This is a genomic window from Rhizobium phaseoli (assembly GCF_010668805.1).
Classification (GTDB): Bacteria; Pseudomonadota; Alphaproteobacteria; order Rhizobiales; family Rhizobiaceae; genus Rhizobium; species Rhizobium phaseoli_A.
Map to the genome: position 1 here is coordinate 12,018 of NZ_WUFT01000001.1, position 14,466 is coordinate 26,483.

At 61.5% G+C, this 14,466-nt stretch carries 14 protein-coding genes; 3 read left to right on the plus strand and 11 right to left on the minus strand.

Annotation, left to right across the window (positions count from 1 at the left end; translation table 11 throughout):
- Positions 1-61: 61 nt before the first annotated feature.
- The 7 genes from GR197_RS00075 to rimP form a co-directional block, all read right to left on the minus strand.
- Positions 62-913 carry an alpha/beta fold hydrolase gene (locus GR197_RS00075; protein WP_164006024.1) on the minus strand — a complete coding sequence of 284 codons (852 nt, stop codon included), beginning with the start codon at positions 911-913 and terminating at the stop codon, positions 62-64.
- A 101-nt stretch (positions 914-1,014) separates the two neighbouring features.
- Positions 1,015-1,947: a tRNA pseudouridine(55) synthase TruB gene (truB, locus tag GR197_RS00080; protein WP_164006025.1), complete on the minus strand. Its 933-nt coding sequence runs from the start codon at positions 1,945-1,947 to the stop codon at positions 1,015-1,017.
- A gap of 13 nt (positions 1,948-1,960) precedes the next feature.
- Complete coding sequence (gene rbfA / locus GR197_RS00085; protein WP_164006026.1) at positions 1,961-2,365, minus strand: 30S ribosome-binding factor RbfA; 405 nt, start codon at positions 2,363-2,365, stop codon at positions 1,961-1,963.
- A gap of 160 nt (positions 2,366-2,525) precedes the next feature.
- Positions 2,526-5,276: a translation initiation factor IF-2 gene (infB, locus tag GR197_RS00090; protein ID WP_164006027.1), complete on the minus strand. Its 2,751-nt coding sequence runs from the start codon at positions 5,274-5,276 to the stop codon at positions 2,526-2,528.
- A gap of 101 nt (positions 5,277-5,377) precedes the next feature.
- On the minus strand, positions 5,378-6,076 hold the full coding sequence (locus GR197_RS00095) for an RNA-binding protein (protein ID WP_204329994.1): 699 nt from the start codon (positions 6,074-6,076) through the stop codon (positions 5,378-5,380).
- Positions 6,073-7,674: a transcription termination factor NusA gene (nusA, locus tag GR197_RS00100; RefSeq protein WP_164006029.1), complete on the minus strand. Its 1,602-nt coding sequence runs from the start codon at positions 7,672-7,674 to the stop codon at positions 6,073-6,075. Before nusA ends, GR197_RS00095 begins: the two co-directional genes overlap by 4 nt.
- 59 nt (positions 7,675-7,733) lie before the next feature.
- Positions 7,734-8,339 carry a ribosome maturation factor RimP gene (gene rimP / locus GR197_RS00105; protein ID WP_012559489.1) on the minus strand — a complete coding sequence of 202 codons (606 nt, stop codon included), beginning with the start codon at positions 8,337-8,339 and terminating at the stop codon, positions 7,734-7,736.
- Positions 8,340-8,583: 244 nt separating this feature from the next.
- Here rimP and GR197_RS00110 point away from each other — a divergent pair, with 244 nt between their 5' ends.
- The gene (locus tag GR197_RS00110; RefSeq protein ID WP_164006030.1) at positions 8,584-10,215 is read left to right on the plus strand and encodes an MFS transporter; all 1,632 of its coding nucleotides are present in this window, start codon (positions 8,584-8,586) and stop codon (positions 10,213-10,215) included.
- Between the two features lie 8 nt (positions 10,216-10,223).
- Positions 10,224-10,679: a GNAT family N-acetyltransferase gene (locus GR197_RS00115; protein WP_164006031.1), complete on the plus strand. Its 456-nt coding sequence runs from the start codon at positions 10,224-10,226 to the stop codon at positions 10,677-10,679.
- A 6-nt stretch (positions 10,680-10,685) separates the two neighbouring features.
- Here GR197_RS00115 and GR197_RS00120 read toward each other — a convergent pair whose 3' ends face one another.
- Together GR197_RS00120 and recR are read right to left on the minus strand one after the other, a co-directional pair.
- Entirely contained in the window at positions 10,686-11,957 is a 1,272-nt protein-coding gene (locus GR197_RS00120) for a lytic murein transglycosylase (RefSeq protein WP_164006032.1), read from the minus strand.
- 185 nt (positions 11,958-12,142) lie between these two features.
- Positions 12,143-12,748: a recombination mediator RecR gene (gene recR, locus GR197_RS00125; RefSeq protein ID WP_012559493.1), complete on the minus strand. Its 606-nt coding sequence runs from the start codon at positions 12,746-12,748 to the stop codon at positions 12,143-12,145.
- Between the two features lie 18 nt (positions 12,749-12,766).
- On the opposite strand from recR, the gene GR197_RS00130 reads away from it, so the two are divergent.
- Entirely contained in the window at positions 12,767-13,423 is a 657-nt protein-coding gene (locus tag GR197_RS00130; RefSeq protein WP_164006033.1) for an MOSC domain-containing protein, read from the plus strand.
- A 118-nt stretch (positions 13,424-13,541) separates the two neighbouring features.
- Here the strand turns inward: GR197_RS00130 and GR197_RS00135 are convergent, their stop codons facing one another.
- Positions 13,542-13,997: a hypothetical protein gene (locus GR197_RS00135; protein WP_164006034.1), complete on the minus strand. Its 456-nt coding sequence runs from the start codon at positions 13,995-13,997 to the stop codon at positions 13,542-13,544.
- Positions 13,998-14,127: 130 nt separating this feature from the next.
- On the minus strand, positions 14,128-14,451 hold the full coding sequence (locus GR197_RS00140) for a YbaB/EbfC family nucleoid-associated protein (protein ID WP_007634163.1): 324 nt from the start codon (positions 14,449-14,451) through the stop codon (positions 14,128-14,130).
- Positions 14,452-14,466: the final 15 nt, after the last annotated feature.

The window sequence follows — 14,466 nt, forward strand, 5'->3', positions numbered from 1 at the left end:
CTGGCGCTGCCTATAAACCAAATAAGCAGCAATGGAAAGAGGGGAGCTCCCGCGGCGGTTTTCAGCGGCCCGCCATGGCCTCGCGGATCATTGCATCGTAACCTGCAGGATCCTGCAGCATGGCGAAATGGCTGGCGTCTTTCAGGATCACGAGCTTTGCGCCCGGAATTTCTTTCGCCATCATTTCAGTATGGTCGAGCTTCACCGCCTCGTCATGGTCGCCGATGGCGAGCGTGACCGGCACCGTGATCTTTCCAAGGTCTGCTGCCGTCCAGCTCGGCTGTGTCGCCCACATCTCCGAGATCTGGGTGACGAAGGCGTCGTACTCGTTCGGTGTCGGCGACAGCTTCCGATAATAGTCGCCGGCGACGGCGATGTAGTCGTTGAAGGTCTTGTTGCTCATCACATCCGGCTTTACGCCGTCGATGGTGACGTTTGCCGCCTGGGCGATGACGCGCGTCAGCTTTTCCGGATGGTTCATCGCCATGTCGATGCCGATGATGCCGCCGTCGGACCATCCCACAAGCGTCACCTTGCCGATCTTCAGATGGTCGAGAAGCGCGACATAATCTGAGGTCATCAGATCGTAGCCGAAGGGCTGCTGGCTGCGCGTCGAGCGCCCATGCCCGCGGCTGTCGGCAACGATGACCAGATGATCCCTCGCGAAATTGGCGATCTGATGACCCCAGACCTCGGCATTTCCAAGACCGCCATGGATGAAGAGGATCGGGTCGCCTTCACCATATTCGGCGTAATACATCTTGATGTCGTTCACATCGGCCATGCCGCTTGTCTTCGGCACGGGCATTGCAGGAAAGGCCGGGAGCTCGGCCCAGCGCTCGGCGGATTGGGCGCCGGCAGCAGTGAGGAACATCGAAAAGAACGTCAGTATTCCGATAGCGATTACGCGCATGGTCTTCCCCTCGGGCCGCCATGGCCCCCTCGGGCCGCCATGGCCCGAAAGGAAGATATCGCATCGTTATCGACAGGCAATCGCCTTCGCGAACAATCAGCTCAGCCGAAAACGCGCTTCGGGCGAAACTCGCCCTGGCCGATCTCGCCGATCGCGATCAGCCTGCCGCGGGCCGTCGCATAGGCTTCGCTTTCGGCAATCGGCGCATCGCGGCCGCGCACGAGGATCGGATTGCCCATCTTCAGCCGGTGCGCCTGGTCGTCGTTGATGACGAGATGGGGAAGGGCCGACAGCGCCTCGCAGGTGTTGATCAGCAGCGCATCGAGGGCCGCAAGCCGCTCGTCCGAATCTTCGATCGCCTCCAGCGCCACGAGGTCTGCGAGCGGCACCATGGCCTCTTCCGCAAACGGCGCGACGAAGGTGCGCCGCAGCCCGGACACGTGGCCGTAGCAGCCGAGTTCCCGGCCGAAATCGCGGGCAAGCGCCCTGACATAGGTGCCTTTGCCGCATTCGACTTCGAAATGCGCGGTATCGGCATCCGGGCAGGCGAGCAATGTCAGCCGGAAGATATCGACTTCGCGCGAGGGGATTTCGACAACTTCGCCTTCGCGCGCCAAATCATAGGCGCGTTCACCCGATATCTTGATCGCCGAAAACTGCGGCGGTACCTGGCTGATGGTGCCGATATAGCTGGGCAGGATATCGCGGATCTGCTGTTCGCTCGGGCGCGTGTCCGAGCTTTCGGTCACGTCGCCCTCGAGATCGTCCGTCGCGCGCTCCTCGCCCCAGCTGACCGTGAATTCATAAATCTTGCGGCCGTCCATCACGTAAGGAACGGTCTTCGTCGCATCGCCGAGCGCGATCGGCAGCATGCCGGAGGCGAGCGGATCGAGCGTGCCGGCATGACCGGCCTTTTGCGCCTTAAAGAGCCACTTGATCTTGGAAACGGCTTCCGTCGAGCCGAAATCCACCGGCTTGTCGAGGATCAGCCAACCGGAAATCGGCCGGCCCTTGGGTTTGCGTGGTTTGGACATGCGTCTCTTCTGTTTATTGTTCGTCATTATCGCCGTCGAGGTCGCGTTGCACCTCGGGCGAACGCAGCAGCTCGTCGATTTTCTTGTAGTTGTCAAAGCTGGTATCGTCGCGGAAGCGCACCTCCGGCATGTATTTCATCTGCCGAAGCTGCTGCCCGAGCCTGCCGCGGATATACCGCGCATTCCGGTTCAACGCCTCGATGACGATGCTGTGGTCGGATACGCCGAGCGGCGTCACATAGGCGGTGGCCATCTTGAGGTCGGGCGACATGCGCACTTCCGAGATCGAAATCACGGTCGCTTCGATGACGTCGTCGCGCACTTCGCCGCGCTGCAATACCTGGGTGATCGCGGCGCGAACCTGTTCGCCAACGCGCAGCATGCGCTGCGAAGGCGCGGAAGAAGTCGATCTGGTCATTGTTATCTCTATTCGCCGATGCGGCTGGGAATCGAACCCGTCAAAGGAGAGCGTCCATGAACCTTTTGGCAGAAAAGGTCAAGTCGCAGGTACCCGAAAGCCATCCGCCGGCTGGCGAATGGCTTTCGGAAAGCTGATGCTGCGCTTCAGGCGCGGCGGTTTAGAGCGTGCGCGTGATATGTTCGACGCGGAAGCACTCGATGACGTCGCCGGCGCGCATATCCTCGTAGTTTTCGAAGGCCATGCCGCACTCCTGACCCATCGGCACTTCGGACACTTCGTCCTTGAAGCGCTTGAGGGTCTTGAGCTTGCCTTCGTGAACGACGACGTCGTTGCGGATGAGGCGGACGCCTGCGCCACGCTCGACCTTGCCTTCGACGACACGGCAACCTGCGACCTTGCCGACCTTGGTGATGTTGAACACCTCGAGGATTTCGGCATTGCCGATGAAGGTTTCGCGGCGTTCCGGAGATAGGAGGCCCGACATCGCTGCCTTCACGTCATCCACCAGGTCGTAGATGATGTTGTAGTAGCGGATTTCGATGCCTTCGCGCTCGGCGAACTGACGTGCCTGCGTGTTTGCACGAACGTTGAAGCCGATGATGGCGGCGTTCGACGCTTCGGCGAGCGAGATATCCGACTCGGTGATGCCGCCGGCGCCCGAATGGACGATGCGGGCGCGGACCTCGTCGGTACCGAGCTTCTCCAATGCGCCGGCAATCGCTTCGATCGAGCCCTGCACGTCACCCTTGATAACCAGCGGGAACTCCTTGATGCCGGCGCTCTGGCGCTGCATCATCATCTGTTCCAGCGAACCGCGCTGTCCCGACTGGCGGGCAGCCGCCTTGTCGCGGGCAAGACGCTGACGATATTCCGAGATTTCGCGGGCACGGCTTTCGCTTTCGACGACGGCGAACTTATCGCCCGCCTGCGGCGTGCCGGAAAGACCGAGAACCTCGACGGGGGTTGCCGGACCGGCTTCCTTCACATGGTCGCCCTTGTCGGTGACAAGCGCGCGCACGCGGCCCCAGACGTCGCCGGCGACGATGATCTGGCCCGGACGCAGCGTGCCCTTCTGGACAAGCACGGTCGCGACCGAACCACGGCCGCGATCGAGCTGGGCTTCGATGACGGTACCTTCAGCAGTCCGGTTCGCGTTGGCCTTGAGATCGAGAATTTCCGCCTGCAGCAGGATCGCCTCGAGCAGCTTGTCGAGGTTCTTGCCGGTCTTGGCCGAAACTTCGACGTCGAGCACTTCACCGCCCATGGATTCCACGAAGACTTCGTGCTGCAGCAGCTGGTTGCGGACCTTCTGCGGATCGGCTTCGTGCTTGTCGACCTTGTTGATCGCAACGATGATCGGGACACCGGCCGCCTTGGCGTGGTTGATCGATTCGATCGTCTGCGGCATCACGCTGTCGTCGGCTGCGACGACCAGGATCGCGATGTCGGTCGCCTGCGCACCGCGGGCACGCATTGCCGTGAAGGCGGCGTGACCAGGCGTATCGATGAAGGTGATCTTCTGACCGTTCTGCTCCACCTGATAGGCGCCGATATGCTGCGTGATGCCACCGGCTTCGCCGGAAACTACGTTGGCATGACGGATGGCGTCGAGCAGTGAGGTCTTGCCGTGGTCGACATGGCCCATAATGGTGACGACGGGCGGGCGCGAAACCAGTTCGCCATCCTCGTCGGACACGTTGAAGATACCGAGTTCGACGTCAGATTCCGACACGCGCCTGACGGTATGGCCGAATTCGCCGGCGATGAGTTCGGCAAGGTCGGCGTCGATGACGTCGCCCGGCTTCATCATCTGGCCTTCCTTCATCAGGTACTTGATGACGTCGACCGCGCGTTCGGACATGCGCTGCGACAGTTCCTGAATGGTGATGGTCTCTGGCAGAACCACCTCACGGGAGATCTTCTCGCGGGTTTCCTGCATCTGACCGCGGCGGAATTTCTCCTGCCGGCGGCGCATCGCCGAGAGCGAACGCCCGCGGGCATTGTCGTCGCCGTCGACGTTGGCAGTGGAGATCGTCAGCTTGCCGCGACGACGCTCTTCATCTGTCTTCGGACGCGTGGTGACCGGCTTTGCCGGTTCCGGGCGAACGACACGGCCACGGACCGGACCGCTGCGCGCGGCACCCCGATCTTCTTCTTCCTTTTCGTCGCGACGGCCGCGAACGGCGCCGGGAACAGCAGCGCCCGCTGCCGGACGGGCAGCAGCCGGTGCTCCGGCCGCATCGGGCCGGCGCACAGCAGGTGCCGACGATGCGGTTGGCTGCGGGGCGTCGGCGCTTGCTTCGGCCGGAGCCGGCGCTAGGGCTGCTGGTTCAGCAACGGCGGCGGGTGCCTCAGCCTGCCGGATAGCCTCTTCAGCGGCCCTGCGGGCAGCTTCCTCCGCTTCGGCTGCCCTACGGACAACCTCTTCGGCGGCACGGCGCTTTTCATCCTCGGCGCGGCGGATCGCATCCTGGGCATCACGCGCCTGGGCGTCGGCAAGCGCACGGCGGCGGGCGTCCATTTCCTCCGGCGACAGATGGTTCAGCACCACCGGACGCGGACGATCGTTCTGGCGCGGCGCCTGGTGGGACTGCTGCGGACGTTGGTTCGTCTGGCTGTTGTTGCCCTGCTGGATCCGCGGTGCCGGTGTCGGCTGCTGCGGGCGCGCCTGCACAGGCGCAGGCGCCGGTTCGGCAGCACGCACAGGGGCCACCGGAGCGGCAGGTGTGATCGGCTTTTCGTCTTCCGGGCGCATCGGGCGCCGCTTGCGGGTCTCGACGACAACCGCCTTGGTGCGACCTCGACCCATATCCTGGCGAACGGTGCCCTGGCTCATCCCCGATGGTTTCAGGGAAAGCGTCTTTTTGCCCGTCACGCTGATTGTCTTGTCGTCGTTACTATCGGTCATTCGTTCCCGTTCCTTCGGACAGGGAGCGATGACTAGATCAGACCCTGTCGTTCAATACTGTCGATCAATGAGGATGCGACCGGCCGATGCCGGTGACCGCCTCATTGTTTTTGCCGGCCAGCGTCGCCCGCTGCTGCCCGGGACTGACCGCCAATACGGTACTGTTCGAGCATCTTTGCGCGCTTCACTACACCCTCACCCGCCTGCCCCGCAAGCACTGCGGCATGGATAAAAGCATTCTGGCCCATCAGGCCTTCCATTTCGCTCTCCGAGAAGAGACGGAAGGAAGGTATCTCCTCCTCGGTCTCCATTCCGAGGTGCCAGGCCTTGCGGGCCTGGTCGATTTTTCGGACGCCGTCGTCCGCTGCATCAGTCGCATGGAACACCGCAAGCGCTGCCCCGCTTCTGACTGCGGCATCCACTTTCGAGGATCCGCTGACGAACTGGCCGGCTTTCCGCCCCATGTTCATCATCTGCATCAATTGCGCCGCGAGCAGCCGATCGACGCTCGCGCCGAGATCGTCCGCCGCCTTCACATCCATTTTCAGCGCGCGGGCGAAGAGTTTCTTCGCCACTGCCCTGTCGACCAGCGACCGGTCGATCTTCACCCAGCATCCGCGTCCCGGAAGCTCGCGCTTCAGATCGGCGACAATAGTTCCATCGGGAGCGGCAACGAAGCGGATCAGCTCTTCCGGCGATCCGCTTTCGCGCGTCACGATGCACATGCGTCCGTTCACGTCATAACCTGCAAGATCGTCGTCCTCATCAGGGAGAGCGTCCGGCTCATGCGCGGTCATCATACTTCCTGTTCGGCTTCGGTGACCTCTTCTTCGGTCCCCTTAGCCAGGTCCTCTTGCGTGATCCAGCCGGCCGAAAGGCGGGCCTGGACGATCATCTGTTCGGCTTCGACGCGCGAGACGTCGAACTTCGAGAACAGGCCTTCGAACTTCTTCGTTTCGCCGTTCTTGCGTTCCGACCAGCCGACGAGGTCGTCGGCGGCACAACCAGCAAAGTCCTCGATCGACTTGATGCCGTCTTCGCCGAGCGCCACCATCATCTGGGCGGTGATGCCGTTGATTTCGCGCAGCTCGTCCTGAACGCCGAGCGCCTTGCGCTTCTCGTCCATCTCGGCTTCGAGACGCTCGAGGAATTCGCGGGCACGCTGCTGGATTTCCTGCGCCGTCTCTTCGTCGAAACCGTCGATCGAGGAGATTTCGTCGAGATCGACATAAGCCAGTTCTTCGACCGCGGCAAAGCCTTCAGAGGCCAGAACCTGGCCGACCATTTCATCGACGTCGAGTGAATCCATGAACAGGTTGGTGCGCTCGTTGAATTCCTTCTGGCGGCGTTCCGATTCCTCGGCCTCCGTCATGATGTCGATGTCCCAGCCGGTCAGCTGCGAGGCGAGCCGGACGTTCTGGCCGCGGCGGCCGATCGCAAGCGACAGCTGCTCGTCGGGAACGACGACTTCGATACGCTCGGCATCCTCGTCGAGAACCACCTTGGCGACTTCGGCCGGCTGCAGGGCGTTGACGACGAAGGTCGCCGGGTCCTGGCTCCACGGAATGATGTCGATCTTCTCGCCCTGAAGCTCGCCGACGACCGCCTGAACGCGCGAACCGCGCATACCGACGCAGGCGCCGACCGGATCGATCGAACTATCGTTCGAGATCACGGCGATCTTGGCGCGCGAGCCCGGATCGCGGGCGACCGACTTCACCTGGATGATGCCGTCGTAGATTTCAGGCACTTCCATGGTGAACAGTTTCACCATGAACTGCGGATGCGTGCGCGACAGGAAGATCTGCGGGCCGCGCTGTTCGCGACGGACATCGTAGACATAGGCACGGACGCGATCGCCATAGCGGACGTTTTCGCGCGGGATCATTTCGTCGCGGCGGATGATGCCTTCGCCACGGCCGAGATCGACGATGACATTGCCGTATTCGACGCGCTTGACGGTGCCGTTGACGATTTCGCCGACGCGATCCTTGAATTCGTCGAACTGGCGGTCGCGCTCGGCTTCACGCACCTTCTGCACGATCACCTGCTTGGCGGACTGTGCGGCGATACGGCCGAAATCCATCGGCGGCAGCGGATCGGCGATGAAATCGCCGAGTGCGGCGTCCGGATTGCGGTCGCGGGCAAGCTCCAGCGGGATCTGCGTCGAATAATCCTCAGCCTTGTCGACGACTTCGAGCAGGCGCTGAAGACGGATTTCGCCGGTCTTCGGATTGATATCGGCCCGGATGTTGGACTCGGTGCCGTAACGGGAGCGTGCCGCCTTCTGGATGGCGTCGGCCATTGCGGCCAGCACGATCTCGCGGTCGATGACCTTTTCGCGCGCCACTGCATCTGCGATCTGCAGAAGTTCGAGCCGGTTCGCACTGACTGCCATTGTCTTGTTTCTCCGTCTTTACTCCAGGGTTCCCGTCCCTGTAGCGGTCTGTTGATCGGTTATTCCTGGTCGTCCGCTTCGTTCTGGTTGGCGGCCTCGGCTTTCGCCAGCTTGTCGGCGCGCAACGCGTCGCGGATCAGGTCGTCGGTCAGAATGAGCTTCGCATCGCTAAGCGCCGTGAAGGGAATGGTGACCTTCTGCTCTTCCCCGTAAGCGACCTGGTCACGCTCGAGCGTGAAACCATCGACGCCTGCTTCGACGATCTTGCCGCGGAAGCGCTTGCGATTGTCGATCAAGATCGACGTCTCGCATTTCACAAGGTGGCCCTGCCAGCGGACGAAATCGGATTTCCGCACCATCGGACGGTCGATGCCGGGCGAAGACACTTCGAGATGATACTCTTTATCGACCGGATCTTCCACATCGAGGACAGGAGAAATCGCCATCGAGACTTCTTCGCAATCCTGAACCGTCATCGTCCCGTCGTTGCGTTCGGCCATCACCTGCATCGTCACGCCGTTCTGGTTCAGCATACGGACGCGGATAAGCCGGAAGCCGATGCCGATGAGGACGGGTTCGATGATATCGGCAAGACGCTGGTCGAGCCCGGTTTCGGTAATCAGCCGCGGCTCAAGTTCGTTGCCTGCGTTTGTCATGTCCGACAAGCGGTGCGCTCCTCGCAATTTGATGCTTTTTAGGGATCGCGCTAATAAAAAAGAGCGGGTCCTTGCGGCCCACTCTTCATCAAGCGATCAAGAATTTGAGAGCCATATAGTCGGGTTTTTCCGAAATTGCAAGGTCTGCGGCTGATTCCGCCAATTCGTGTCGGGCGACGCCGGCGGGCCTATGGCCAGCGCCGATCTTGCGCATATATTGCCGTTGCGGCGCAATAACAAAAGCGGAGAAATCGTGGCCTACACTTCGTCGACATTGGCGCCTCTGCGGCACGATACCTACCGCACCATCTGGTTCGCCAGCCTGTCGTCGAATTTCGGCGGCCTGATTCAGGCGGTCGGTGCTGCCTGGATGATGACGACGATCAGCGCCTCGGAGGATATGGTCGCGCTGGTGCAGACCTCGACGGCGCTGCCGATCATGCTGTTTTCGCTGATATCGGGTGCGCTCGCCGACAATTACGACCGCCGGCGGGTCATGCTGACGGCGCAATGCATGATGCTGACGGTCTCGGCTCTGCTGACGATCTTCGCCCTTCTCGGCTGGATCACCCCCTGGCTGCTGCTCTTCTTCACCTTCCTGATCGGTTGCGGCACTGCGCTCAACAATCCCTCCTGGCAGGCCTCGGTCGGCGACATGGTACCGCGCGCCGATCTGCCGGGCGCCGTCACGCTGAACAGCATGGGGTTCAACATTACCCGCAGCGTCGGCCCGGCGATCGGCGGCGTTATCGTCGCCGCAGCCGGCGCCGCTGCGGCTTTCGCGGTGAACACCGTGAGCTACCTCGCGCTGATCTATGCCCTGCTGCGCTGGCGCCCAGGCACGCCGGTCTCGACCCTGCCGCGGGAGGCGCTCGGCAGCGCCATCTTCGCCGGCCTGCGTTATGTCTCAATGTCGCCCAATCTCGAAAAGGTTCTCCTCAGGGGCCTGCTCTTCGGCATCGGCGCCAGCTCGATCCTGGCGCTGCTGCCGATCGTCGCGCTCGATCTCGTCGGTGGCGGCCCGCTGACCTATGGTTTCATGCTCGGCGCCTTCGGCATCGGTGCGATCGGCGGCGCCGTGCTGAATGCGCGACTGCGTCAGATGCTCTCCAGCGAGATGATCATCCGCCTGTCTTTCTCCGGCTTCGCGCTGAGCGCCGTCATCGCCGCCTTCAGTCCAAGCGCTATGCTTACCTCTGCCGGACTGCTCGTCTCCGGCGCCTGCTGGGTCTCCGCACTCTCGCTCTTCAACACCATCGTCCAGCTGTCGACGCCGCGCTGGGTTGTGGGACGCGCGCTGTCGCTCTACCAGACCGTTACCTTTGGCGGCATCGCCGGCGGCAGCTGGCTATGGGGTATTGCCGCCGATCGATACGGCGTCGCTGATGCGCTGCTGATGTCGTCGGTCGTGATGTTGCTCGGCATCGTCATCGGCCAGCGTTTTTCCATGCCGGCCTTCGCCTCGCTCAATCTCGATCCGCTGAACCGCTTCACCGAGCCGGCTCTCAGTCTGGACATCACGCCGCGCAGCGGACCGATCGTCATCCAGGTCGACTATGAGATTGGAGATGACGACCTGGCCGAATTCATGGAGTTGATGGGCGAACGGCGCCGTATCCGCATCCGCGACGGCGCCCGCAACTGGGCGCTGATGCGCGATCTCGAAAATCCCGGGCTGTGGACGGAAACCTACCATACGCCGACCTGGGTCGAATACATCAGACACAACCAGCGGCGGACGCAGGCCGATGCCGAAAACACCGACAGGCTGCGCGCGCTTCACCGCGGTGAAGGCCCGCTGCATGTTCACCGGATGATCGAACGCCAGGCGATCCCGCCCGGTGACGATGTCTTCCACAAGGCGCCGATCGATCTGCATCATTGAGAACAGCCATGCATAACTTCAGGCTTGCCCGCCAATCCGATCTTGCCGCCATCGTCCGGCTTCTGGCCGACGACGATCTCGGCGGCACCAGAGAGATCGTTTCGGATGCCGTCGACGCGCGTTACCTCGCGGCCTTTGCCGCGATCGAGGCGGATGCCAATCAGCTTTTGGCCGTTGCAATCGATGCGGCCGATCGGATCGTCGGCTGCCTGCAGCTGAGCTTTATTCCCGGCCTGTCGAGGACAGGCATGTGGCGCGGCCAGATCGAAAGTGTGCGTGTCGCAAGCGATCGTCGCGGCTCGGGCCTCGGCGCAGAATTCATCGAATGGGCGATCGCCCAATGCGCCGCGCGCGGCTGCGGTATCGCGCAGCTGACATCGGATAAGACGCGGGCGGATTCGATCCGCTTCTATGAGAAGCTCGGTTTTGTCGCCAGCCATGAAGGGCTGAAGCGCACGCTCTGAAGCGGATTACTTCAGCTTGCCCTTCATCGTCGCTTCGGGAAAGCAGGTCGGCTTCATGCCGTTTTTTGCCTGCCACTGGCCGATCGAACGCCGGGTCTTGTAGCCTGGCAGACCATCGGAGCCGCCGACATCGTAGCCCTGCCGCTCCAGTGCTTTCTGCATGGCGGCGACATCCGAGCGCAGCATCTTGCCGACATCGCCCCATCGCCCCTGGAAGGGGCCGCCATTATCGGCGATCCGGTCGGCGAGATTGCCGATGTAAAGCGCGTAGAGATCGGAATTATTGTATTCCTTGATGGTGTAGAAATTCGGCGTGACGATGAATTCAGGCCCGTCGCGGCCGGCCGGCACCAGCATCATGCCCTCAGCCTTCATCTCGCCCGAGGGAAAACCCTTGCCGGAGATGCGCTCGATGCCGAGCGAGGCCCAGTGCGACAGCGGCTTTGCGAGATCCGGCCCTTCCTGCGCGCAGGAGACCGCCTCAGGTATCGACACCTCGAAGCCCCAGTCGCGGTCGCGCTGCCAACCTTTCTTGACCAGGAAATTGGCGATCGAGGCGAGCGTATCCGGCACCGAGGTCCAGATGTTGCGATGGCCGTCACCGTCGAAATCGACGGCATATTTCAGATAGCTGGTCGGCATGAACTGCGGCTGGCCGAGCGCGCCCGCCGAAGAACCCTTGAAATCGGCGGGCGTCACGTCGCCGCCGTCGAGAATATGCAGCGCCGCCACCAGCTCGGTGCGGAACATCTCCTTGCGCGTCGACATGAAGGCCTTGGTCGCCAGTACCTCGACCGCCGAATTCGGGATCTTCGCCGCGCCGAAGCCGGTTTCCCGCCCCCAGATAGCGAGCACGATCGAACCCGGCACACCATAGGTCTTCTCGATCCGCTTCAGCGTCGAGCTATATTGCGCGGCAAAGCCGCGCCCCGTTGCGGCAAGCCTCTTCAGATGGTCCTCGTTGAAATAGGGACCGGGCGAGGAAAATTCCGCCTGCGTCTGCTTCTGCTCCTTCGGCGGCGGGAAACCGGGCGGGGCGAGGTCGGGCAGGTTCCAGTTCAGCGTGATGCCGGAGAAGGCGGCCTGGAAGGTCTTCTCCGAAATGCCGTTTGCCTTCGCCTCCGGCCACAGGTCCTTCTGTACCCAGCTCTCGAACTGCGCCTCGACATCGGCTTTCGATGGGGCTGCGAGGGCGGGGAGGGGGATGAGAGCGAGTGTCAAAGCAAGTGCGCATAGTCGCAGCCGTCGTGGAACACCCCCCTCTGTCCTGCCGGACATCTCCCCCACAAGGGGGGAGATCGGCAAGAGGTGCGGGCTTCCGACAATCTTGGTCGTCAGCGAAGCGGCTTCGGCCAATTGTAGTCGTTGATCAAGGCAAGAGGGCGCTCCCATCCGATCTCCCCCCTTGTGGGGGAGATGCCCGGCAGGGCAGAGGGGGGTATCTTTCGGCATACGCAAGCCTTTCATATCACCGTCCGTGCCCGAAGTGCTGCGGCCAGAGTGCCCTCGTCGAGATAATCGAGTTCACCGCCAACCGGTACGCCATGCGCCAGCCGGGTGATCTTCACGTTAAGCCCCTGCAACTGGTCGGTGATGTAATGCGCCGTCGTCTGGCCCTCGACGGTGGCGTTGACCGCGATGATCAGTTCCCGGATGCCGCCTTCGCCGATCCGGTCGATCAGTCCGCGAATATTGAGATCGTCGGGCCCGATCCCGTCGAGCGGCGACAGCGTACCGCCGAGCACATGATAGGCGGCGTTCATCGCCCCTGCGCGCTCCAGCGCCCAGAGGTCCGATACATCCTCGACGACGATGATGATGGATTGATCGCGCTGCGTGTCGGTGCAGACGGTGCACGGATCGACCGTATCGACATTGCCGCAACGCGAGCAGATCTTCACCTTGTCATAGGCCTCGCCCATCGCATTCGACAGGGGCCCTAGCAGCTGGTCCTTCTTCTTGATCAGATGCAGCGCCGCCCGGCGCGCTGAGCGCGGCCCGAGGCCCGGCACCTTCGCCAGAAGCTGGATCAGTTTTTCGATTTCGGGGCCGGTGACTCGTTTTGCCATGCGCCGTTCTTAACTGATATGGAACGAAAACGGAATCGCGGAAGAATCGGCCGTCTCATGAAAATCCTGGCGCTGTGCACCGGCAATCCAGAAAGACTGCCGGGCAAAAGCTATAAGACCGGCATCTTCAAACATGCCGTCAACGGCGCGGTAATGATCGATGCCCAAGGCCTTGTCGGTGATGCGATCTGCAACCGCAAACACCACGGCGGCATCGATCAGGCGGTTTATATCGAAGGATCACTGACGCTCGACTGGTGGAGCGGTGAGCTCGGCCGGCCATACGAACCCGGCACTTTCGGCGAAAACATGGTGATATCAGGTCTCGACAATCGCCACGTTTCCGTCGGCGATCGTTTCATGTCAGTCGATCTCGTCCTCGAAGTCAGCGCATGCCGTATCCCCTGCGCCACCTTCGCCGCCAAAATGAACGATCCGAAATTCGTCAAGCGCTATACCGCCGCCGCCCGTCCTGGAATTTACTGCCGCGTAATCAGGGGTGGTGTGGCCGAGGCCGGAATGCCGGTGGAACACCGACCCTTTGCCGGAGAGAAGGTCAAGATGCCGGAACTGATGGAGACCTGCGGTCGGCGGCTTTCGGAGGCGGACCGGGCGCGATACCTCGCTGCTCCTATTCACTACAAGCTGCGGGCGATGTTAGAGAGCGAATACTGACGAGTATCGGAATGTATCGTCGAGATGCTCGGCCTTGTCGAACCATCGAGAAAATGTGGTCGTGCAAATACTCTACAGCGGCAGGCGCTATTTGCACTCTGCGCGCGCAGCAGTGGCTTCACTTCTTACACGAGTCGAATTTGACGTAATCCGGCAATATAAAAATGCGATCTCGTTCTAGGTCATTTAGCAATTCCGGCCGTTGGACTTTAATTCCTATATAGTTGCCGCAACCCATCGAAAACGCACTTAAGTTTCCAAACGTTATATACTTTATGTCCTCACCTTCGCGAATCATTGTTACGGGGATAATATCGTCCTTAAATGCATAGCTAGGCTGGCATTGCCGTACGGCATCAAATTTGTCATTCGGCTGCAGTGGATCTATTTCCAGGTCACACATCAGTCCCCATGCGCCGCAAGAAATCCGGCCCTCCACCGACCAGACAACGACTTCCTGCCGACGCGCTTCAAAGTGGACGGAATATGCAGCACTGTCGGAATGAATCGGGACGAAGCGTTGAGTATAGGAAATCTCAGCACCGTCGCCCAAATCGCGTTTGAAAACCTGCATGTCCGTCAGGCAATCATCCGCCCATGCGATGGATGACGTTAGAACGAGGGAGCTCAAAAAACAGACGTCGAAAATCCGCTTCATCAGAAACCAATTGGTGCGTCGATCTAAAAACCTGTGGAATGCGCTATCAGAACGGCAGTTTGAACCCGGGCGGGATTGGCAGGCCGGCGGTCAGCGCCTTGGTCTTTTCCGCGGCGAGGGCCTCGGCCTTGTCCTTAGCGTCCTTGTGGGCGGCGACGATCAGGTCCTCGAGGATCTCGACATCGTCTTCCTTGAACAGCGACGGGTCGATCTTCAGGCTCTTCAGCTCGCCCTTGCCCGAGATGAGCACGGTGACGAGGCCGCCGCCGGCCTTGCCTTCGGCCGTGAGCTCGGCGATCTCCGCCTGCATCTGCTCCATCTTGGCCTGCATTTCCTTGACTTTGCCCATCATGCCCATGATGTCGCGCATCGTCTCGCTCCTTGT

Bases quoted from the DNA above. Each gene is read 5' to 3' on its own strand.
- infB (WP_164006027.1), bottom strand. From the start codon at position 5,276: ATGACCGATAGTAACGACGACAAGACAATCAGCGTGACGGGCAAAAAG.
- GR197_RS00115 (WP_164006031.1), top strand. From the start codon at position 10,224: ATGCATAACTTCAGGCTTGCCCGCCAATCCGATCTTGCCGCCATCGTC.
- rbfA (WP_164006026.1), bottom strand. From the start codon at position 2,365: ATGACCAGATCGACTTCTTCCGCGCCTTCGCAGCGCATGCTGCGCGTT.
- GR197_RS00135 (WP_164006034.1), bottom strand. From the start codon at position 13,997: ATGCAGGTTTTCAAACGCGATTTGGGCGACGGTGCTGAGATTTCCTAT.
- GR197_RS00120 (WP_164006032.1), bottom strand. From the start codon at position 11,957: ATGTCCGGCAGGACAGAGGGGGGTGTTCCACGACGGCTGCGACTATGC.
- GR197_RS00095 (WP_204329994.1), bottom strand. From the start codon at position 6,076: ATGATGACCGCGCATGAGCCGGACGCTCTCCCTGATGAGGACGACGAT.
- nusA (WP_164006029.1), bottom strand. From the start codon at position 7,674: ATGGCAGTCAGTGCGAACCGGCTCGAACTTCTGCAGATCGCAGATGCA.
- GR197_RS00075 (WP_164006024.1), bottom strand. From the start codon at position 913: ATGCGCGTAATCGCTATCGGAATACTGACGTTCTTTTCGATGTTCCTC.
- recR (WP_012559493.1), bottom strand. From the start codon at position 12,748: ATGGCAAAACGAGTCACCGGCCCCGAAATCGAAAAACTGATCCAGCTT.
- GR197_RS00140 (WP_007634163.1), bottom strand. From the start codon at position 14,451: ATGCGCGACATCATGGGCATGATGGGCAAAGTCAAGGAAATGCAGGCC.
- GR197_RS00130 (WP_164006033.1), top strand. From the start codon at position 12,767: ATGGAACGAAAACGGAATCGCGGAAGAATCGGCCGTCTCATGAAAATC.
- truB (WP_164006025.1), bottom strand. From the start codon at position 1,947: ATGTCCAAACCACGCAAACCCAAGGGCCGGCCGATTTCCGGTTGGCTG.